Origin of the sequence: Streptomyces sp. NPDC021080, assembly GCF_044333225.1 — a bacterium.
GTDB lineage: Bacteria > Actinomycetota > Actinomycetes > Streptomycetales > Streptomycetaceae > Streptomyces.
Map to the genome: position 1 here is coordinate 296599 of NZ_JBIRQM010000008.1, position 20090 is coordinate 316688.

The 20090-nt window shown below is 71.8% G+C and carries 15 protein-coding genes and 1 pseudogene; 8 read left to right on the forward strand and 8 right to left on the reverse strand.

Going from position 1 to position 20090, the window contains the following annotated elements:
- Positions 1–63: 63 nt before the first annotated feature.
- Both ACH4S8_RS21840 and ACH4S8_RS21845 read left to right on the forward strand, forming a co-directional pair.
- Complete coding sequence (locus tag ACH4S8_RS21840; RefSeq protein WP_398396420.1) at positions 64–813, forward strand: SDR family oxidoreductase; 750 nt, start codon at positions 64–66, stop codon at positions 811–813.
- Positions 814–859: 46 nt separating this feature from the next.
- Positions 860–1600 (forward strand): TetR/AcrR family transcriptional regulator, encoded by a 741-nt coding sequence (locus tag ACH4S8_RS21845; RefSeq protein ID WP_398396422.1) that lies wholly within the window; start codon positions 860–862, stop codon positions 1598–1600.
- Positions 1601–1617: 17 nt separating this feature from the next.
- On the opposite strand, the gene ACH4S8_RS21850 is transcribed toward ACH4S8_RS21845, so the two are convergent.
- Together ACH4S8_RS21850 and ACH4S8_RS21855 are read right to left on the reverse strand one after the other, a co-directional pair.
- Positions 1618–2442 (reverse strand): DUF4232 domain-containing protein, encoded by an 825-nt coding sequence (locus ACH4S8_RS21850; RefSeq protein ID WP_398396424.1) that lies wholly within the window; start codon positions 2440–2442, stop codon positions 1618–1620.
- Between the two features lie 300 nt (positions 2443–2742).
- Positions 2743–3138 (reverse strand): nitroreductase/quinone reductase family protein, encoded by a 396-nt coding sequence (locus ACH4S8_RS21855; protein ID WP_398396426.1) that lies wholly within the window; start codon positions 3136–3138, stop codon positions 2743–2745.
- Between the two features lie 92 nt (positions 3139–3230).
- Here ACH4S8_RS21855 and ACH4S8_RS21860 point away from each other — a divergent pair, with 92 nt between their 5' ends.
- Positions 3231–4067, forward strand: a complete 837-nt coding sequence (locus ACH4S8_RS21860) for an endonuclease/exonuclease/phosphatase family protein (protein WP_398396711.1) — start codon at positions 3231–3233, stop codon at positions 4065–4067.
- A 12-nt stretch (positions 4068–4079) separates the two neighbouring features.
- Here ACH4S8_RS21860 and ACH4S8_RS21865 read toward each other — a convergent pair whose 3' ends face one another.
- Together ACH4S8_RS21865 and ACH4S8_RS21870 are read right to left on the reverse strand one after the other, a co-directional pair.
- The gene (locus tag ACH4S8_RS21865) at positions 4080–4271 is read right to left on the reverse strand and encodes a DUF397 domain-containing protein (RefSeq protein WP_398396428.1); all 192 of its coding nucleotides are present in this window, start codon (positions 4269–4271) and stop codon (positions 4080–4082) included.
- A 9-nt stretch (positions 4272–4280) separates the two neighbouring features.
- Positions 4281–5132, reverse strand: coding sequence for a helix-turn-helix transcriptional regulator (locus ACH4S8_RS21870; RefSeq protein ID WP_398396430.1), 852 nt, complete (start codon positions 5130–5132; stop codon positions 4281–4283).
- 216 nt (positions 5133–5348) lie between these two features.
- Between ACH4S8_RS21870 and ACH4S8_RS21875 the strand changes: the two genes are divergently transcribed.
- Positions 5349–5789, forward strand: a complete 441-nt coding sequence (locus tag ACH4S8_RS21875) for an ATP-binding protein (protein WP_398396432.1) — start codon at positions 5349–5351, stop codon at positions 5787–5789.
- A gap of 65 nt (positions 5790–5854) precedes the next feature.
- Positions 5855–5992, forward strand: a pseudogene (locus ACH4S8_RS21880) (IS5/IS1182 family transposase); the annotation flags it as partial.
- Positions 5993–6049: 57 nt separating this feature from the next.
- Here the strand turns inward: ACH4S8_RS21880 and ACH4S8_RS21885 are convergent.
- From ACH4S8_RS21885 to ACH4S8_RS21900, 4 genes are all read right to left on the reverse strand, one after another.
- Entirely contained in the window at positions 6050–8236 is a 2187-nt protein-coding gene (locus tag ACH4S8_RS21885; protein WP_398396434.1) for a permease, read from the reverse strand.
- On the reverse strand, positions 8233–8913 hold the full coding sequence (locus tag ACH4S8_RS21890) for an ABC transporter ATP-binding protein (protein ID WP_398396714.1): 681 nt from the start codon (positions 8911–8913) through the stop codon (positions 8233–8235). The genes ACH4S8_RS21885 and ACH4S8_RS21890 overlap by 4 nt, the downstream gene beginning before the upstream one ends.
- A 106-nt stretch (positions 8914–9019) precedes the next feature.
- Positions 9020–9364, reverse strand: a complete 345-nt coding sequence (locus ACH4S8_RS21895) for a hypothetical protein (RefSeq protein WP_398396436.1) — start codon at positions 9362–9364, stop codon at positions 9020–9022.
- Positions 9365–9923: 559 nt separating this feature from the next.
- Complete coding sequence (locus tag ACH4S8_RS21900; protein WP_398396438.1) at positions 9924–11447, reverse strand: CehA/McbA family metallohydrolase; 1524 nt, start codon at positions 11445–11447, stop codon at positions 9924–9926.
- A 195-nt stretch (positions 11448–11642) separates the two neighbouring features.
- On the opposite strand from ACH4S8_RS21900, the gene ACH4S8_RS21905 reads away from it, so the two are divergent.
- The 3 genes from ACH4S8_RS21905 (at position 11643) to ACH4S8_RS21915 (ending at position 20011) form a co-directional block, all read left to right on the forward strand.
- The gene (locus tag ACH4S8_RS21905; protein ID WP_398396440.1) at positions 11643–14237 is read left to right on the forward strand and encodes a bifunctional FO biosynthesis protein CofGH; all 2595 of its coding nucleotides are present in this window, start codon (positions 11643–11645) and stop codon (positions 14235–14237) included.
- A gap of 98 nt (positions 14238–14335) precedes the next feature.
- A complete protein-coding gene (locus tag ACH4S8_RS21910) occupies positions 14336–16486 on the forward strand; it encodes a LamG-like jellyroll fold domain-containing protein (protein ID WP_398396442.1) in 2151 nt (716 codons plus the stop codon).
- A 192-nt stretch (positions 16487–16678) separates the two neighbouring features.
- Positions 16679–20011: a tetratricopeptide repeat protein gene (locus ACH4S8_RS21915; protein WP_398396444.1), complete on the forward strand. Its 3333-nt coding sequence runs from the start codon at positions 16679–16681 to the stop codon at positions 20009–20011.
- Positions 20012–20090: the final 79 nt, after the last annotated feature.

Genomic DNA, 20090 nt, shown 5'->3' on the forward strand with positions numbered 1-20090 from the left:
TGTTAGCGTTGCTCTCATCGGGATGGTGGCACCGCCACCCCGGCCGAGACAAGGAGCAACGCCATGAGTGAGCAGCCGAGCACCTTCCCGCGCGTCGCGATCGTCACCGGCGGGTCCCGCGGCATCGGGCGCGAGAGCGCCGAGCGGCTGGCCCGCGAGGGGTACGCCGTCGTCGTGAACTACGCGGGCAACGCCGCCGAGGCCGACAAAGCGGTCGCGGCGATCGGCGAGGCCGGCGGGCAGGCCGTCGCCTTCCGCGCCGACGTCGCCGAGGAGGCGGAGGTCGCCGCCCTCTTCGACCTGGCCGAGGAGACCTTCGGCGGCGTCGACGTCGTCGTCCACGCGGCCGGCGTCATGACCCTGGCCCCGCTCGTCGACCTCGACCTCGACGCCCTGGACCGGATGCACCGCACCAACATCCGCGGAACGTTCGTCGTCGACCAGCAGGCCGCGCGCCGGCTGCGTGCGGGCGGCGCGATCATCAACTTCTCCAGCTCCGTACTGGCCCTCGCCATCCCCGGCTACACCGCGTACGCGGCCACGAAGGGCGCCGTCGAGGCCATGACCCTGATCCTCGCCCGCGAGCTGCGCGGCCGGGACGTCACCGTCAACGCCGTGGCACCCGGCCCGACCGCCACCGCCCTCTTCCTGGACGGCAAGGACGAGGAGACCATCGCCCGGATGGCCGCCCAGCCGCCCCTGGAGCGCCTCGGCACCCCCGAGGACATCGCCTCCGTCGTCGCCTTTCTCGCGGGCCCCTCGGGCCGCTGGGTCAACGGCCAGGTCCTGCGTGCCAACGGCGGCATCGCCTGAGCCCGTCCGCCCCGCCCGCCGTCCCGCCGACCTCAGGAACTCCGCGATGAGCGACCGTACGAACCCTGGCGCAGCCCCCGCGAACACCAAGGCCCGCATCCTCGCCGTGGCCGCCGAACTGGTCGCGAAGTCCCCGGACGGAGAGGTCTCGACCCGGGCCGTGTGCGAGGCCGCCGGAGTCGGCGCCCCCGCGCTCTACCGCCACTTCGGCGACAAGGAGGGCCTGCTGTCGGCCGTCGTCGACCACGGCTGGGAGAGGTACCTCGCGGCCAAGCGGGAACGGCACCCCGGCACGGACCCGGTCCAGGACCTGCGCGACGGCTGGGACGGCCACACCGAGTTCGCCCTGCGCAACCCCAACCTCTACCGCGTGATGCACTCCCCGGCGATGCGCACCCCGCCCGCAGCGGCGCTGGAGGCCCACCGCATCCTCACCGGCGACCTGCGCCGCGCCGCCGAACAGGGCAAGCTGCGGCTCACCCCCGGACTCGCCGCGCAGATGATCATGTCGGCCAACGTCGGCGTCTGCCTGATGCTGGTCTCCCGCCCGGCGACGTTCATGGACGAGACCCTGTCCCGCCGCGTACGGGACGCGGTGCACGCCTCCGTCTTCACCCCGGACGCGACCGCCTCCGAGGCGCTGACGGCCGGCTCCGGGACCTCTGCCGTCCCGGCCACCGCGACCCGCCTCGGCGCCCTGCTCCGGCAGAACCCGAGCCCCGCCCTCACCCCTGCCGAGGCGACCCTGCTCACCGAATGGCTGGACCGCCTGTCCGACGCGGGCTGAGGCCCGGCCGAGGTTCCCTACTTCGACATGATGAAGCGCAGGGCGAAGCCGGAAGCGGTCGTCCAGTAGGTGACGAGCTGCTTGTTGTCCGCGTACAGGGCGCTGGTGGGCAGGGGGACGTCGATCGGCCTGCCCACGCTGCTGCCGGGCCTGCTGCCCTGGAGGGTGAGGGTGATGCTCTTCGCCTCGTACTCGCCCGTGTTGCCGCTGCTGACGAGCAGGGCGGCGTACGCCTCCCGGCCCGGGTCGAGGGTGACGGGCTCGCCCGGGGTCCCGTTGCTGTCCTTGATCACCGGGGTCGTGAACTGGGCGTCGGCACCGAGCGTCACGGTGGGGTAGCCGTAGAGGTTGCACTTCTTGTCGCTCGCGTTCTGCATGGTGAGCAGGAGGTGCCGGAAGTCCCCCTCCTTCACCACGGACACCCCGAGCTCCTTCTGGGTGCAGGCGGCGATGGCGCTGCCGCCGCCACCCGTGGTGCCCGCGGTGACACCGCTGCCCTTGGTGCCGCCCGTGGTGCCGCCACTGCCCGTGCCGGCCGTCGAGCCGCCGCTGCGGCCGGTCCCACCGCCGCCCTTGGTGCCACCGGCGGTGCTGGTTCCGGCGCCGCCCGTGGTGCCGCCACTGCCGCCGGCGCTCTCGCCGCCCGCTTCGCTCGGGGCGCCACTCGGCTTCGCCGAAGCCGTCGCACTCGGCTGGGCCGAGGACTCGGAGCCGCCCGAAGCGTCGGCCGAGCCGTGCCCGCACGCCGTGGTCGCGAGCAGCGTCGCTGCCGCCGCGGCCCCGAGGGCGTAGGACTTCCAGCCCCTGGGGCTCTTGTGGTTCCTGCGGACAGGCGTGTTCATGGTGTCCCGTTTCCTTTTCGGTCCGTGGAGAGGCCGCGTGCGCCGGCGGTCGGTACTCCGGACCGACGGACATGGGTGTCCCATGCGGACGGGCGGGCCGGGGTGTCGTGGCGCTGCCGAGCGGATGACTCGCTCGGCCGGTGCGACAGCCACAGCATGGGATCTCTCGTGGGCCTGGGACAACGGAAGCCGCCAACTTGGGACGGTGAAACCATCCCACCCCGGATGACCTGCGGAAACGCGGAAGCCTGGGATGCCGTCCGGGATGTGAGGACCCTCGGCGCCCTCACGCCGGCGACCTCACCCCCGCAGATCCACCCGCACGGTCATCAGCCCGGTCCCGATCAGCCGTACGGCCGTGCTGTTGCCCCGGGGCAGGGTGCGCAGCCGGGCCACCGGGTCGTCGTCCGGGAGGAGGTGCGCCGTGCCTTCGTGCCAGCGGCCGCGGAGCCGCACCCGCACCCTCGGGTCCGCCTGGATGTTGCGTATGTACTGCGACCGTTCCCCGAACTCCGAGACCAGCCAGAAGACGTCACCGACGCGGCGGCCGCCGAGCGGGGTGCGCCGGGGCAGGCCGGAGACCCGGCCGGTGGTCTCCAGGAGCGTCTGGAACGGCATCCGGCGCGCGAGCGGGTTGACGAGGCGTCGCTGGAAGGCGGTCGTGGTGCGGAACCTGAGGTCGGTGCGGCGGGTCATGGTCCGTGGGGCTCCTGTCCGGGCTGGTGTGTGGCGCAAGGGAGTTGCTTCAATGGTCCCCGATGTCGCGCGACGGGAGCAGGTGGCTGCGGATGCGGGTCGTGACCTGGAACCTCTGGTGGAGGTTCGGGCCCTGGGAGGAGCGACAGAAAGCCGTCCTGGCCGTGCTGCGCGAGCTGCGGCCCGACGTCGTCGGGCTGCAGGAAGTGTGGGAGTGCGGCGGCCAGAACCTCGCCGGATGGCTCGCGGACGAGCTCGGAATGCACTGGACCTGGGCGGCCTCCGACGCCTCGGACCGCTGGCAGCGGCGGATCGGGGACCCCACGGTCGACGTCGGCAACGCCGTGCTGAGCCGTTGGCCGGTGGTGGCGCAGGAGGTGCTGCGGCTGCCCGCCCCCGACGAGCTGTACGACGGACGGCTCGCCCTGCACGCCCGCCTGGCCACGCCCACCCACGAGGTGCCCTTCTTCACCACCCACCTCACCTCGGCGATCCACGCCTCGGGCGTGCGCCGCGAACAGGTCACCGCCCTCGCGGAGTTCGTCGCCGCGCACCGGGGCGGCACCGACTTCCCCCCGGTCGTCACGGGTGACTTCAACGCCTGGCCGGACTCCGACGAGATCCGCCTGTTCGGGGGATACAAGACGTCCCCCGTGGTTCCCGGACAGGTCTTCCTCGACGCCTGGGAGTACGCCGACCCGACGGCACCCTGGGCCACCTGGGACCCGGCGAACGCCTACGTGGGCCCGCAGAGCCCCGCCGTACGCATCGACTACGTCCACGTCGGCCCGCCCGGCCCCGGCGGCCTCGGGTACGTCCGGTCTGTACGGCGGGCCGGGGACGGCCCGGTCGGCGGGGTGTGGCCCTCGGACCACGCGGCCGTCGTGGCCGACCTGTCCTTGACCCCGGACGGCCGGGACGCGCCTTGAGGTCCCACCGGTTCAGCCGCGGTCGTCGCCCTTGAGCGCCCGGAGAAGGGCGTCGAAGGCGGCGGGGGTGGCCGAGAGTATGGAGTGGGAGGGGTCGGCGCTCTCGGTCAGGTGGACCGTTTCTGCGGTGCCGGAGGCGGCCACGTGGAGGCAGGCGTCGCCTTCCTGGCAGTAGGTCGACTTCTGCCAGTCGTGACTGGGCATGGGGCTCCCCTAAAGGTTCTTGGCGATGGCGTTGATGAGGTCCCGGGACTTCTCGGGGCTCAGCGAGGCGTCCTCGACGACGTCGAGCAGGTTCCGGTACTTCTCCAAGAGTGCCTCGGCGTCCAGCAGCACGGGACCGTGGAACTGGTCGAGTTGTGCTGTGTCGAGCTGGGGGACGGGCCCGTGCAGGTAGTTGATGGACTGGCCCGACCCCGGAAATGCTCCGACCTCGAAGGGAAGCACCCGCACGGTGATGTGCTCCCGCTCGCTCATGTGGAGCAGGTGCCGTAGCTGGGCGCGAGCCACCTCCCGTCCGCCGACACGGATGCGCAGGGCCGCTTCGTGGATGACGGTCCGGTACGAGACCGGGCCGGGACGGTAGATGACGTCCTGCCGCATGATGCGGTGCGCGACACGGTGTTCGATCTCCGGGGGAGTGGGGGCGGGGATCACGTGGCGGAAGATCTCGCGGGCGTGCTCACGGGTCTGGAGCAGTCCCGAGATGTGGGTGGTGTACGCCGTGCGAACGGCAGTGGCGTGATGTTCCAGTTCGGCGAGGTCGAGCAGCCCTGACGGCAGGGTCTCGCGGAACGCCTCCCACCAGCCTCGCGTCCTGTCCGTCGCCATCTCGACCAGGGCTTCGACGAAGGCCTGATCGGGGCACGAGTACAAGCGGGCCAGGGACCTGATGCGGTCGGGGCTCACGCCGAACCGGGCCACTTCGACGTTGGAGAGCTGCCCTTGGCTCGTTCCGAGGGCGCGCGCCGCCTCGGTTGACGTCATGCCCGCGCGCTCTCGCATCTTGCGCAGCTCTGCTGCCAGGCGGATTCGCCGAGCTGTGGGGGCAGGCCGTGCGGTCATGCGAACTCCTCGAGCGTGCAAGCTGAGTTGAGTTGTCACTCACACGAGGGAAGTCGGGCGGGATCATCTCGAACTCGTGCAAATTTAATTTGCGGGGCCCTATCTTGGTGTGCAGGCGCCCTCGCCCAGAAGCACCCCGCTCGACGGAGCGGCCAGGTCACTGGGCACCGGAGACGAAGAGAGTTCACCCCCCCCTCTCGTGATCGGAGACTTCCGATGGCCACCGTATCGCCGCCGTGGGCCTACGCCCTCCAACTCCCGCACGATCCCCGCGCCCCCGGTATCGCCCGGGCCACCCTCCGTACCGTCCTCGCCGCCCACGACCTCACCGAACTCGCCCCCACCGCCGAGCTCCTGGCCTCCGAACTGCTCACCAACGCCCATCGGCACACCCGCGGCCCGTACGCCCTCCGCGTCCTCTCGGCGGAGCCGGACCGGCTGACGGTCGCCGTCTGGGACACCGACCCGAGAGTCCCGCCCGGTTACGGGCAGCCCCACGTCCCCGTACCCCCGGCGGACGCCGAACACGGCCGTGGCCTGCACCTCGTGCGCGCCTGCGCCGACGCCTGGGGCGTGTCCGTGCTGCGCGAGATGGGCGCGTCCAGGGGCGGGAAGCTGCTGTGGGCGGAGTGCCGGAGCGCGACACCCGCCCGGTGACCGTGCGGGTGTCGCGCCCGCTTCGCCGCCGGACGGCGCGACTCCGGCCTGCCGCAACACTGCCGGTCCGCGCGCGGGCTGAGCATGCGATCGGCCGACTGAAGAACTACAAGATCCTCCGTGATCGCCGGCAGCACGGCGACGGCCTCCACCACGCGGTCCAAGCCGTCGCCCACGTGCGCAACTTCGCCCTGGCCACGTGATCAGAACAGCAGCGGCCCGGACCTGACCTGCGAAATCACCGCCTTCTGCAGCACGCTTCAGTCTGCTTTTGGTCTCCAGAACGGTGCGGCGCGACGGGCGGAACGCGCCGCGAGGAGGCCGATGGCCACGGCGGCCAGGGAGAAGCCGGCGGCTGCGGTGGCCAGGACCTGCCAGGAAAACCTGCCCTCGCGCAGGGAGATGACGAAGAACAGCGAGTGCCAGTTGGTGATGAAGGCCGCGAGGGCGGTCGCGATCAGCAGCGGTACCGTCAGGTACCACAGGGCGATCGTACGGAAGACCTGGTCGTTGCCGGTCAGGACGCTCAGCGGCGCCAGCCCCGCTCTGATGCGTACGAACTCGGCGGCGGCGCTGATCAGCCCCGCCACGAGCAGCAGTGTCAGGCCGGTGCCGCCGAAGAGGAAGAGCCAGTTGTTGACCTTGTTCTTCTGTTGGGCGCCGATCACCCAGGTTTCTCCGGGAGTCTCGACGTTGATGCCGGGATGGGCGGCGTAGGCGGCCTTTTCGATCTCGGCACGGTGTCCGGATTCGTCGGTGATGACGATGAGGGACCCGTTGGTCCGGCTGACGGGCAAGTCGCTCTTGACGGCCCGGACCGTGAGGTTGTCCGCGTAGGGCCGGGCCAGTTCTTCCAGCCGGGGATCACTCGTGGTGACCCGCTGTGCGGTGTCCGGGCAGGGCAGGCGCAGGGACTCCAGGTCGGGGCAGGATCCCGTCAGATCTATGTGAGGGTGGTCGCCTTCGGGGTGTGTGGCCGCGACCAGGAGATGCGTTCCTTCGGGAAGGTCGCGGGAGAAGTTCTTGACAGCGCCGGCGGTGAGCGTGCTGCTGTGGACGGTGTACAGGGTGTCCCCGACGCGTTGGGTGATCCGCTGTGCGGCGGCGGCACTGTCTCCCAAGCGGCTGTTCCAGACCTGGAGTTGGCTGATGAGGCCGATGCCGATGATGAAGACCACGGAGAGACGCACCAGGACGCCCGGGTGGGCCGCGGTCCAGCGGCCCGCGATGAGTCGGCCGGGATCCCCGTTGCGGTAGCCGCTGGCGGCGATGCGTCTGCCGTTGGCGATGCACAGCTGGGCGACCACTGAAGGCAGCGTGGCCCACATCAGGACGGTACCGGCCAGGAAGATCGCGATGTCCGGGCCCTTGGGGGCGTACTGGCTGAAGGCGATCGCCAGGACGCCGACCACGCACAGGGCCAGGCGCCATTTCGGCAGGCGTGAAGTGGACGTGCTCGGCCGGGTGGCCGTCCTGGAACGCTGCACCCGGTGCAGAATCACGACCAGCACCAGTGTCAGGACCAGGGACAAGGCGAGTGCGCCGACCAGTTCGGGCCATGCCCCGCGGGTGTCGGCCGTGTCGATGATGTAGCCGGTGATGGGTAGGCGCACATCGGTGGCAAGCAGCAGCGCGGTGGGGATGAGAGCCGCGAGGGTTCCGGCAGCGGCCGGTACGAAGGCCTCCCCGAGGTTGATCACGGCTCGATGGGCCCATGAGGCGCCCAGCGCGTTGACGAGCTGGCTACGGCGGTCACGGGTCGCCGATCCCACACGGGTGGCCACAACCAGCAGCGCCAGGGCGGGTACAGCCATCAGGACGGCGATGACACCGCCGGTTTCGACCGCCGTGTGGGGATAGGTGTCCTGGTTCATCGGGAAGAGCCGGCCGAAGCCCGTGATGTACTGCCAGGATTCTGCTGTGGGGTCAGCCGGCGGATGGGCCGGGCGGACGTACGCCATACGCTCGGAAGGCGATCTCAGACCCTGCGGGTCGATGGTGCCGGCGTAGTGACCGTAACGGTCGAGGCTGTCGTAGTCCTCGGCCGCCCGGGCCAGCTCGGGAGAGAAGAAGGCTTCGCCGGGGTGAGGCCAGCGGGAGAGCCCTGGAGGCGGAGGGCTCTTGGGTGTGAGCGGCTCGATGTAGATGACGCCGTGTGGTGAGGTGCCGAAGGAGTCGATGGCCTCCTTCCACAAGGCGGTGGCTTGCCGCGCGCTGCCGGTCACGACGGGGCCGCGAGCAGTGTCGCGCTGGGTACGCCCGTCGAACGTGGCGGTGGTGGTGGCAAGCGCCAGGGCGGTCAGGGCCATGGCGGCCGAGGCCGCCAGCAATGCCCAAAAGCGCAGTCGGGTGCCGGGCGTCGTTCGTGCCGCGGCCAGACCGACTCTGAGGAGCTGGATCCACAGTCGGCCTGGGCGGCGGGTCTGGGCGGGATGTGAGCCGGTCACGCGGGGGTTCCTCGGTGGACGGGGACGAAAATGCTCTCTTGCAGCTCAAACGCATGCGTGGCACGTTCGGCGATGGAGGGGTCGTGAGTGACGACCAGAAGCGCGCAGTCGCGTTCGCGGCAGACGCGGAAGAGTTGGTCGGCGACGTTTTCACGCGCTTTGGGGTCGAGCGCACCGGTTGGTTCATCCGCCAGCAGCACGGGCGGTCGCGCGATCAAGGCCCGGGCTACCGCGGTGCGCTGGCGTTCTCCACCGGAGAGCATTCCCGTGGGGGTGGTGCCGTGGGGAACATCGAGTTCGTCCAGGAGTCGAATGGCGGCTTCGTAGGCCTGGTGGTGGTCGGAGCCGTCCAGGAGCATGGGCAGTGCGACGTTCTCCACAGGCGTCAGCTCAGGGAGCAACTCGCCGAACTGGAAGACCATTCCGAGGTGTTTGCGACGGGCCTTGGCCAGGGCGCCGGGCAACAGACCGGTCAGACGGTGCCCTCCGGCGGTGATCGTGCCGGAGTCGGGCTTGAGCAGGCCGAGTACGCACATCAGGAGTGTGGACTTGCCCGACCCGCTGGGCCCGGTGATGGCCACGGACTCCCCTGGAGCCACCGTGAGGTCGACGTTGTTGAGGAGTACGCGGTCCTCGACCCGGTAGGTCAAGCCCATTACCCGAAGGCCATCGCCCATCGGCGGTGTGTGGGTCACGGCATGTCCGTATTCTTGAGGAAGGCAAGTTGAAGAGGAAACGGGTACCGCCGGGCAAACCGCGGCGCGGCCTGCCCGGCGGACGGTGTTACGGAGCGACCCAACCCGAGCAGTCGTCCTCGGCCCAGTCGTTGTCGTCGCACGCCTTGAACTTGATGACCTTCGAGCCGTCACCCGAGATCACGCGGGTCTTGTAACCGCTCTGGTTCCACAGCGTGCGAAGGGTGCCGGCGCTGTCCTGCCGGTAGTACTCGGCCTTGCCCGGGTCACCGTCGTCGCTGCCGTCGTAGACGGAGATGAGCCCGCTGTCGTTGTTCCACGGGCTGGTGGCGGTGACACCGCCACCCTTGACGCTGAGCGCCATGGCACTGGTGGTGGGCACCGCGATACCGATGGCCAGCACTAAGCCGGCTATCACCTTGATCCTGCGCATGAGTTTTCCTCCCGTTGAATTGGCCGATGCAGCTCTTGTGCCGCCCGAGGTCGGCCGAGGCGGAGCGTGCCACGCCTCGCTCAGATCATTCACAGGCGATCCACGGATCCACAACGGCCAATACGACCGAACATCACAATGTGGCCATGCAGTGGCTGGGGCGCGGAAGCGGTTGATGTGCGTAGTACTTTCGAACCGGAAGCTCCGGCCCGACACTCCCGGCCCCGTGATCAGTGATGCTCGACCCGGCTACCGGAATCGACGTTCGAACCCGCCGCCCCTCGATTCACCACCATGCCGGCGGCCCGGGGATTGGCTGATCCCTATCTCTTGGCGTCAACCGCATTGTCGGCGTCATCGAGGCCGTCTCGTACGGGCCGAACGGAATCGTCGTCGCTCCGGCGAAAAGGTCGGATGTCGGCTCTTCGGCCGTGGGAATAGTCGTGGACCGTCTCGGACTCAACCAGGAGATCGGGCTTTGTGTCGGAAAGTGATGATTCCGAACCGGAAAGAAATGACAGCGAAAAGGAGGGGTAAATGGAAGAAAGCCTGGGACCGCCTACGCCCCCAGGAAGATCGGGTTCGTGAACGCCGCCAGTGCCCCCGGTACCGGACCCGCCGCCGTCTCGTGGCGCAGCTCCGCGCGGACGTACGCCGCGTAGGCCGCCGTCGTACGCCATTCCACCGTGCCGGAGCCCGCTACCGGCAGCGGATCGCTCGTGAACAGCACGCCCTGGTCGGTGACCAGGCGGACCGTGCAGCGCGGGGCGCCCGTGGCCTCCAGGCGGACGGTGACCGGGGTGTCCGGGGCGACCCGCAACCGCTCGCCGATGCCCGCGTGTTCGCCCTTGGCACCGGACGCCGAGAAGGCGAGCGAGATCAGTTTCGACTCGGCGACGTAGGAGCGGCCCGCGCGGATGCCGTCCTGGATCGCCTCGCGGGTCAGGTCGTCGGCGAGGACGACCGTCTGCGGGGAGCCGACCTGGTCGGGGTCGCGGTGCGCGTCGCTGTTGCCCATCGCCGGGAGCCAGCCGCGGCCGTCGCGGCCCTCGCGCACGGAGGCGACCAGCAGGTTGTCCCAGTCGGCGAGGGCGACCTCGTCGTCGGGGGTGTACGGGCCGTTCCACACCTCGACCGCGTCCGCCTCGCCGAAGCCGAATTTCCAGCCGCAGCCGACACAGGTGGCGTGCGGGTGAGCGGGCACCACCAGCCCGCCGGCCCCGCGGATGCGGCGCGCGAACCGGCCGAACCGGTTGTCGCGGGCCCGGTAGCGCCAGTCGACGAAGGTGCCGGGCTCGGTGCCGAGCGCCAGCACGTGCCCGTTGCGCGTGGTGACCTCCTCGCCCAGCATGATCAGCAGGTCGTCGCCCGCCTGGTCCGCCCAGTGCGGATGCGCGGCATGCGTGTTGTGGTCCGAGGAGTTGATGAAGTCCAGGCCCGCCGCCCGCGCCAGCGCCGCGATCTCGGCGGGGGTGCGGCGGCCGTCCGAGTACCAGGAGTGCAGGTGGCAGTCGCCGCGGTACCAGGCACGGCCGCGCCCCTTGGCACGGGAGGGCGGGTACACCGGCTCCGGCGCCGGGGCCGGAGCCCCGTACGTCAGGGTGATCGTGACCTCGTAGGCCAGTCCCTGCGGGGCCACCGTGTACGGGCCGAGCGCGATGTGCCAGGTGCCGGGGCGGACCGGACCGGGGACGTACCCGGGGGTCGCGTCGTCCGAGCGGACGAAGAACTCCGTGCGCGCGCCGCCCGACCAGCCGCGGAAGCCCCGGCCGCCCAGTTCCGTGCCGTGCTCGTCGAAGATGCCGATGTCCAGGGCGTTGCCCATGGTGCCGGCCGGGACGGACGGCCTGTCGTAGGTGTAGGAGACCCGGATCTCCGCGACCCCGGCCGGTACGTCGACCGGGAGGTACACGAAGTCGGGGGAGCCGGTGGGCAGGGTGCCGCGCACCGTCCTCGTCTCCTTCTCGTCCGCCGCTTCCGCGTGCGCACCGCCGGCGAAGGTCACGCTTCCCAAGGTAAGGGCGGCAGCCGCTCCCGTCATGAACAGAGCGCGCCTGCCGATGCCGTGGTCGTCCTCGCACATACTGCTGCTCCCCCCGGAGTCGGGTGTGACAGTGACATGAGTGACGCGAAGTGCCACGGACCACTGTGGGAGCAGGCTGTGAACGCGAGTGCACACCAGGGGAATCGACGGCTTTCGGGGAGACCGACAGATGCCGTGCGGCTCGAACCGGGCACGCCAGGCGATACCTGATCACCTCGACCGTATGCTCGAAGGATGACGACCTCCGCAACGGGCGCGACTCCCGGATCCGGGCCGACGGCGAACTCCATGCGGCGCGCGCTCAGACGCGCGCGGGACGGCGTCGCGCTCGACCCGGCCGAGACCGCGGTGCTCCTCCAGGCCCGCGGCACGGACCTGGACGACCTGGCCGCCTCCGCCGCGCGGGTGCGGGACGCGGGCCTGGAAGCGGCCGGCCGCCCCGGTGTCATCACGTACTCCAAGAGCGTCTTCGTCCCGCTGACCCGGCTGTGCCGGGACAAGTGCCACTACTGCACCTTCGTCACCGTCCCCGGCAAGCTGCGCCGGGCCGGCCACGGGATGTTCATGTCCCCGGACGAGGTCCTCGACATCGCCCGCAAGGGCGCCGAACTCGGCTGCAAGGAAGCCCTGATCACCCTCGGCGACAAGCCGGAGGACCGCTGGCCCGAGGCCCGCGAATGGCTGGACGCGCACGGCTACGACGACACGATCGCCTACGTACGGGCCATCTCGATCCGCATCCTGGAGGAGACGGGCCTGCTGCCGCACCTCAACCCGGGTGTGATGTCGTGGACCGACTTCCAGCGGCTGAAGCCCGTCGCCCCGTCCATGGGCATGATGCTGGAGACCACCGCGACCCGGCTGTGGTCCGAACCCGGCGGCCCCCACTTCGGCTCCCCGGACAAGGAACCCGCCGTGCGGCTGCGGGTCCTGGAGGACGCGGGCCGTTCCTCCGTCCCCTTCACCAGCGGGCTGCTGATCGGCATCGGCGAGACGTACGAGGAGCGCGCCGACTCCCTGTTCGCGCTGCGCCGGATCGCCCGGGCACACCACGGCATCCAGGAACTGATCATCCAGAACTTCCGCGCCAAGCCGGACACCGCGATGCGCGGCATGCCGGACGCGGAGCTGGACGAGCTGATCGCCGCCGTCGCCGTCGCCCGGCACATCATGGGCCCGTCCGCCTGCCTCCAGGCGCCGCCCAACCTGGTCGCCGGCGAGTACGCCCGGCTCATCGGCGCCGGGATCGACGACTGGGGCGGGGTCTCGCCGCTGACCATCGACCACGTCAACCCGGAGCGCCCCTGGCCGCAGATCGAGCTGCTGCGCGAACGGTCGGCCGAGGCGGGCTTCGAACTGCGGGAACGCCTCTGCGTCTACCCGGAGTTCGTGCAGCGGGGGGAGCCCTGGCTGGACCCGCGGCTGCTGCCGCACGTACGGGCGCTCGCGGACCCGGAGACGGGCCTCGCGCTGCCGGACGCGGTGGTCGAGGGGCACCCGTGGCAGGAGCCGGAGGAGGCCTTCACCTCCTCGGGGCGCACCGATCTGCACCGCACCGTCGACACCGAGGGCCGTACCGGCGACCGCCGCGAGGACTTCGACACCGTGTACGGCGACTGGGCGGAGCTGAAGGAGGCCGCGGCCCCGGGGATGGTGCCGTCCAGGATCGACACGGACGTCCGCGCCGCCCTGGCGACCGCGGCCGACGACCCGACGAGGCTGACCGACGACGAGGCCCTCGCGCTGCTGCACGCCGACGGCCCGGCGCTGGACGCCCTGTGCCGGATCGCCGACGACGTGCGCCGGGCGGCGGTCGGCGACGACGTCACGTACATCGTCACCCGCAACATCAACTTCACCAACGTCTGCTACACCGGCTGCCGTTTCTGCGCCTTCGCCCAGCGCCGCACCGACGCCGACGCCTACACGCTGTCCCTGGAGCAGGTCGCGGACCGTGCCGCCCAGGCCTGGGACGTCGGCGCGGTCGAGGTCTGCATGCAGGGCGGCATCCACCCGGACCTGCCCGGCACGGCCTACTTCGACATCGCGAAGGCCGTGAAGGAACGGGTCCCCGGGATGCACGTCCACGCCTTCTCCCCGATGGAGGTGGTGAACGGCGCGACCCGCACCGGCCTGTCCATCCGCGAATGGCTGACCGCGGCCAAGGAGGCGGGCCTGGACACCATCCCCGGCACCGCCGCGGAGATCCTGGACGACGAGGTCCGCTGGGTCCTGACGAAGGGCAAACTGCCCGCGGCGACCTGGATCGAGGTCGTCACCACGGCCCACGAACTGGGCATCCGCTCCTCCTCCACCATGATGTACGGCCATGTCGACCAGCCCCGTCACTGGCTCGGCCACTTCCGCACGCTCTCCCGCATCCAGCAGCAGACCGGCGGCTTCACGGAGTTCGTGACCCTCCCCTTCATCCACACCAACGCCCCCGTCTACCTGGCCGGCATCGCCCGGCCCGGCCCGACGGCCCGCGACAACCGCGCGGTCATGGCGATGGCCCGCCTCCTGCTGCACCCGCACATCCCCAACATCCAGACCAGCTGGGTCAAACTGGGCGCCGAGGGCGCCGCCGAGATGCTCCGCTCCGGCGCGAACGACCTGGGCGGCACGCTGATGGAGGAGACCATCTCCCGTATGGCGGGCTCCCGTTACGGCTCCTACATGTCGGTCAAGGACCTGATCGCGGTGGCCGAGGCCGCGGGCCGCCCCGCCAGGCCCCGCACCACCCTCTACGGAGAGGTTTCCCAGGAGCGGCAGCGCGCGGCCGCCGCCTCGGACGGACACCTGCCGGAACTGCTGCCGGTGCTGGACTGAGGCCCGGGGAAATCCCTTTCCGTCCTGTCGGTGGCCTCTGTTAGGTTCATGCGGCTCGCTTGATCAGCGAGCCCCAAGTGCCAACAGGAGAGGGTGACTTGAAGGATCTCAGAAGGGCGGTCGGACGCGGGGGGCTGGCGGTGGGGTGCTGCGCGGTGGCGCTGCTGACCACCACGGCCGGTACCGCGTACGCCGTGGACAACCTGCCGCCGAAGCAGCCGCTCGTGCAGGACCTGACGTCGGGGGGCAAGGCGTGCGGGAGCGGTGACAGCATCGCGTACGTCGCGGAGCGGCCCCGGCTCAGCGCGGTGCTGTACGACTCGGAGGGGGGCAGTCCGCCCTCCGAGGTCAGCCCGGTCAAGGGTGAGTTCGAGGCCTGGTGGACGGACGCGGCGGGGGTGGAGCAGCGCCGCGCCTACACCGGCCTCGCGAAGAGGTCGGGGTCACGCCACGACTGGACCCTGCCCGACGACATCCCGGCGAACACGGCCGTCTCCTGGCACGTCCGCGCGAACGACGGCAAGGCCACCTCGGCGTGGAGCGACGAGGGCGACGGCTCGGTCTGCTCGTTCGTGTTCGACGACGTGAATCCGGTCAACGCGACGGTCACCTCGCCCGAATACCCCACCCCGGAGCAGGAGTACTGGGTGGACGGCGTCGGCGTCTACGGCCACTTCACGGTGGACTCGCCCTCGGACGACGTGGTCTCGTACGCGTACTACTTTCTCGGCGGGCCCGGTGGAACCGTCTCGGCGGCCGAGCCGGGCGACCCCGTGACCATTCCGTATCTGCCCCTCAGCAGCGGGCCGAAGTACCTCCAGGTCCGCGCGATCGACCGGGCCGGCCGCAGCAGCGGGCAGACCACCTACGACTTCAACGTGAAGTCCGGTCGCGCCCCCGTCGCCCGCTGGAAGCTGACCGACCCGGCGGGATCCGGGTCGGCCGCCGCCGAGACGGGCACCGCCGCCCGCGCCGGCACCGGCGTGACCTTCGGCGGTCCCGCGCCCGCGGGCGCCGGCATCGCCTCCTCCGTCGCGCTGGACGGCAGCGGCCACGGCTTCCTCACCCCGGACGCCCCCGCCACCGACCTGCGCAAGTCCTTCGCCGTCAGTGCCTGGGTGCGGCCCGCCGAGACCGGCCGGACCATGACGGTCGCCAGTCAGGACACGGACGCCGACGCGCCCGGCTTCGCGCTCGGCCTGCGCGCCGAGGACTCGGGTCCGGCCTGGTCGTTCACGATCGGCGGCGCGCGGGTCTCCGGCGGTGCTCCCGAGACCGGCGAATGGGCCCACGTCCTGGGGCTGTACGACGCGGAGACCGGCACGGCGCGGCTGTACGTCAACGGCCGCGAGACGGGCACCGCGGTGGACGCGACGCCCGCCGAGGCGGCCGGCGCCTTCCAGATCGGCCGTGCGCGCGGTGCCGCCGGGTACCGCGACCGCTGGCACGGCGAGGTCGGTGACGTCCAGGTCCACGACCGGGTCGTCGTACCGTCCGAGGTCGCCGAACTGGCCCACCGCGCCCCGAAGCGGCTCGGTCACTGGTCGCTGGAGAGCGCGACGGGCGGCGTGAGCCCCGAGAAGGACGGCGGCTCGCCGCTGCGGCTCGGCGGCGGCGCGACGATCCGGCAGGGCTCCGACGACTCCTGCATCCCGGAGCTCGACCCGGACTGCACCCCCGTGCCGCCGGCGCTGACCGACGGGGCGGACCTGCAACTGGACGGCGAGACCGGGTACGCCGCCACCGACGGGCCGGCCGTGGACACCGGGGACAGCTTCTCCCTCGGCGTCGTCGTGCGCCTCGCCGACTCCGAGCCGGCCCACGCGATGACCGTGCTCTCCCAGGCGGGCGAGCACACCGACGCCTTCCGGGTGCGTTATGAGCCGTCCACGCACACCTGGCAGCTCGTGATGCCCGAGAAGGACGAGGCCGGGGCCCCGGAGAAGGTGGTGTCCGAGGTCGAGAGCGCCGACGGCGGTGAGGGCCTCGGCCATCGTCTCGCCGTGGTCTACGACGACGGGGCCGACACGATCAGGCTGTACGTCGACGGACAGCTCGGAGGCGGGGACACGGCCGACTTCCCGAACGGCTGGCACAGCTCCGGCGCGCTCCAGGTCGGCCGGGCCAAGGCCGGTGACGGCTGGACCGAGTACCTCCACGGCGACGTGGACGAGGTGCAGGCCTACCAGGGTGTCCTGAGCGACACGCAGGTCAGGCAGCTCGGCGTGGGCGCAGGCATCGACCCGTGATCCTGCCGGTGACCGGGTCCTGAACCCGGGCCCAGGGAACCGATTCCGGTCCCTTGGGTACTGACACCGCCGAAGCGGGCGGCCGGAAGCACGTTCCGGCCGCCCGTACGTATCCGGTCATCGCCGTTCGGTCCGGGACGAGGTGCGTCAGACTGGGGGACGAACCGGGCGGACCACGGGGAGGGGCGGGCGATGGTGCGGGCGCGGCCGTCGATGCAGGAGCTGATCGAGGGGCGGCGGCGGCACGGATTCGTCGGGCGCGGGACCGAACGCGCCTTGTTCCGCGCCAACTTCGAGCTGCCCCCGGAGGACGAGCGGCACCGGTTCCTGTTCCATGTGCACGGCGACGCGGGCGTCGGAAAGTCGTTCCTCGTCCGCGAGATGGAACAACTCGCCTCCGAACACGGGGCGTTGACGGCATGCGTCGACGAGAACGTCACCGGGCTGCCCGAGGCCATGGAGGCGATGAGCCGTCAGTTCGCCGCACAGGGATACCGGTTAAAGGAACTCGACCGCCTGCTGACGGCGTACCACGAACGGCGTCACGAGGCGCAGGCCGCCGTCCCCGCCCCGCAGGACGCGGAGCGGCCCGGCCCCTCGGCGACCGGCCTGACGGTGGCGCGGGCCGGCCTGCTGGGGCTCGGGATGGTGCCGGGCGTCGGCGCCCTCGCCGGGGTCGTGGACCCCGCCCAGCTGGCCCAGGGCGCCGACCGGCTGCACGCCAGGGTCAGCGCCCGGCTGCGCAGCCAGGAGGACGTACGGCTGGTCCTCGCGCCGCAGGCCGTGCTCACCCCGGTCCTCGTCGCGGAGCTCTCCGAGGCGGCCGGGGCCGTGCCGTGGATCGTCCTGTTCTTCGACACGTACGAGAGGACCGGCCCGTTCCTCGACGGCTGGCTCCACGCGATGATGACCACCCGTGAGTACGGCGTGCTGCCCGCCACGGTCGTCGTGGTGACCGCCGGACAGCGCCCCCTCGACACCGCCCGCTGGGGCGGCTTCGGCGACTTCGTCACCGACCTGCCCCTCGGACCGTTCACGGAGACCGAGGCGCGGGGGCTCCTCGCCGGCAAGGGCGTCGTCTCGGAGCCGGTGGTGGCGGAGGTCCTGCGGCTCACCGGCGGACTCCCCCTGCTGGTCTCGACCCTGGCCGAGCAGCGCCCCGCGGATCCCGAGGACGTCGGAGACCCCTCGGCCACGGCCGTCGAGCGCTTCCTGAAGTGGGAACCGGATCCGCCGCGCCGGGCGGTGGCGCTCGCGGGCGCCCTGCCCCGGAGCCTGGACCTGGACGTGTTCCGGGCGGCCGTCGAACGTCCGGACGGGGAGCACGCGGACGACGGGAGCGGCGCGCTGTTCGACTGGCTGCGCGCGCTGCCCTTCGTGGACGGCCGAGGCGACCGGGTCCGCTACCACGACCTGGTCCGCGAGGCGATGCTCCGGCTCCAGCGGCGCCATTCCCCGCGCGGCTGGACCGAGCGCCACGAACGGCTCGCGGAGGTCTTCCGCCGGTGGCGCGACGAGGCGGGGAGGGAACTGACGGATCCCGACGAGGCGTGGCGGCACCAACCGTGGCTGCGGCTTCGGCTCGAGGAGTCCTACCACCGGCTGTGCGCGCGCCCCGTCGCGGCACTGGGCGAGGCGCTGCACGCCATGGTCGAGGCCTGCCGCGCCGACCCGGTGGCCGGGCGCACCTGGGCCAGGATGCTCCAGGAGGCCGGGGACGCGGCCGGAGCCCCGGTCCCGGGCGACCTGGGCAGGTCGCTGACCGAGGCCCTGGCCGACGACGGGGACGGGGTCGGCCGGGCGATGGAACTCCTGCTGGCCCGCCCCGAACTCCAGGGTCCGGCCCGGGCCCTGGCGCACGGGGTGCGGGCCGGGGAACTGCGGATCGCCGGGGAGTACACGCGGGCCCTGGCCGAGTACGACAGGGCGCTGGAACTCGATCCGGACGAGGCACGGGTGCACTACGGCCGCGGCCTGACCCACCAGTTGCGGGGCGACTTCCCCGCGGCGCTCGCGGCCTTCGGCCGCGCGGACGAACTGCGGCCCGGCACGGCCTGGATCATCGCCGAGCGCGCGGAGACCCATCGCATGGCCGGCCGCACGGAGGAAGCGGCGGCCGACTTCGACCGGGCGCTCGCCCTGGACCCGACGAACGCCGACGCGGTGGCCTCCCGGGCGGTGTGCCGGCACGCCCTCGGCCGGTTCGAGGAGGCGGCCGCGGACTTCGACCGGGCGCTGAGCCTCGACGGGGACCTCCTGTGGCCGCTCGTGCGCAGAGCCCGGCTGCGGCGGGACACGGGCGAGTGGGAGAAGGCGTTCGCCGATCTGGACCGGGCGGCCCGCCTGGAACCCGACTCCGCCTGGGTCGCGTCGGAACGGGGCGACACCTACCGGCTCGCGGGCCGCTTCGAGGACGCCGTCGCCGAACTCGGCCGGGCCGTCGCCCTGGAGCCCGAACACGCCTCGGCCCTGGCGAGCCGCGGGGTGTCGCACCACGAACTGGGTCACGGGGCGGAGGCACTGGCCGACCTCGACCGCGCCGTCGAACTGGCCCCGGAGTACTCCTGGGCGCTGGTGATGCGGGCGCGGGCGAGACGCCGCCTCGGGGACCTGCCCGGCGCGTACGAGGACCTGCGGCGCGCGCTCGCGGCGGACCCGGACGCCGACTGGACCGAGATCGAGCTCGGCAACACCTACTACCTGGAGGGCCGGCACCAGGAGGCGACGGCCGTCTTCCGGGACCTCCTGGAGCGGGACCCGGGCAACGCCTCGGCGATGGGCTGCCTGGGAGCGGTCCTCCGTGACCTCGGAGAGCACGCGGAGGCGTCGGTCTGGCTGGACCGGGCCCTCGCGGCCGACCCGGACTACGCCTACGCCCGCGACGAGCGGGCCCGCGTCTTCCTCGCGACCGGCCGGACCGAGCGGGCGCTGGCCGACTGGGAGCGGCTGGTCGCCCTGGGCGGGGACACGGCCACGGCACGCCGCGAGATCGTGCAGCTGCTGATCCACTGCGGCCGGTGGGAGGAGGCGGCGGCCCGGCTGGCCGAGGACCCGGCGCCGGGCCCGGACGACGACCTCGTCCCGGACCGCGACCAGCTCCACGTCGAGGTCTTCCGGCACACGGGCCGGTGGGAGGAGGCCAGGGACCTTGCCGAGCGGCTGCGCGAGAAGGCCCCGCTGCAGGGCACCTTCGAGCTGGCGATGACGGAGCGGCGGTTCCGGGGCCGGGCGGCCGCGGAGCCCTGGTGGCGGGAGCTGGCGCGGCTGCTGGACACGGAACCGGAGGACGGGCTCCGCGGGTCGGGCCGGTGCATCGTCGGCTGGGCCCTCGCGGACTGGGCCGCCGCCGACCGGGAACTGACCGGTCTCCTGGCCCTGGAACCCGGCTGGGACGAGCTGGCGAACCTCGTGGACGTCCTCGCCGAACTCCTGCGCTGCCCCGGCGCCGGGACCGCCGAGCTGACCCCGCGCCTCGCGGCGGTCACGGCGGCCCGCGACGCCGTCCGGGAGCGCCACACCGGTTGATCATGCCCGTCGCGGATCCGACCGCACCTTTATGGATCCATGGCCTGAACCGACCGTTCGTGTTCGATTACAGTGCTCT

Coding starts and splice junctions, on each gene's coding strand:
- ACH4S8_RS21915 (WP_398396444.1), top strand. CDS start 16,679: ATGGTGCGGGCGCGGCCGTCGATGCAGGAGCTGATCGAGGGGCGGCGG.
- ACH4S8_RS21845 (WP_398396422.1), top strand. CDS start 860: ATGAGCGACCGTACGAACCCTGGCGCAGCCCCCGCGAACACCAAGGCC.
- ACH4S8_RS21875 (WP_398396432.1), top strand. CDS start 5,349: ATGGCCACCGTATCGCCGCCGTGGGCCTACGCCCTCCAACTCCCGCAC.
- ACH4S8_RS21860 (WP_398396711.1), top strand. CDS start 3,231: ATGCGGGTCGTGACCTGGAACCTCTGGTGGAGGTTCGGGCCCTGGGAG.
- ACH4S8_RS21900 (WP_398396438.1), bottom strand. CDS start 11,447: ATGTGCGAGGACGACCACGGCATCGGCAGGCGCGCTCTGTTCATGACG.
- ACH4S8_RS21850 (WP_398396424.1), bottom strand. CDS start 2,442: ATGAACACGCCTGTCCGCAGGAACCACAAGAGCCCCAGGGGCTGGAAG.
- ACH4S8_RS21890 (WP_398396714.1), bottom strand. CDS start 8,913: ATGGGCGATGGCCTTCGGGTAATGGGCTTGACCTACCGGGTCGAGGAC.
- ACH4S8_RS21855 (WP_398396426.1), bottom strand. CDS start 3,138: ATGACCCGCCGCACCGACCTCAGGTTCCGCACCACGACCGCCTTCCAG.
- ACH4S8_RS21840 (WP_398396420.1), top strand. CDS start 64: ATGAGTGAGCAGCCGAGCACCTTCCCGCGCGTCGCGATCGTCACCGGC.
- ACH4S8_RS21865 (WP_398396428.1), bottom strand. CDS start 4,271: ATGCCCAGTCACGACTGGCAGAAGTCGACCTACTGCCAGGAAGGCGAC.
- ACH4S8_RS21895 (WP_398396436.1), bottom strand. CDS start 9,364: ATGCGCAGGATCAAGGTGATAGCCGGCTTAGTGCTGGCCATCGGTATC.
- ACH4S8_RS21905 (WP_398396440.1), top strand. CDS start 11,643: ATGACGACCTCCGCAACGGGCGCGACTCCCGGATCCGGGCCGACGGCG.
- ACH4S8_RS21870 (WP_398396430.1), bottom strand. CDS start 5,132: ATGACCGCACGGCCTGCCCCCACAGCTCGGCGAATCCGCCTGGCAGCA.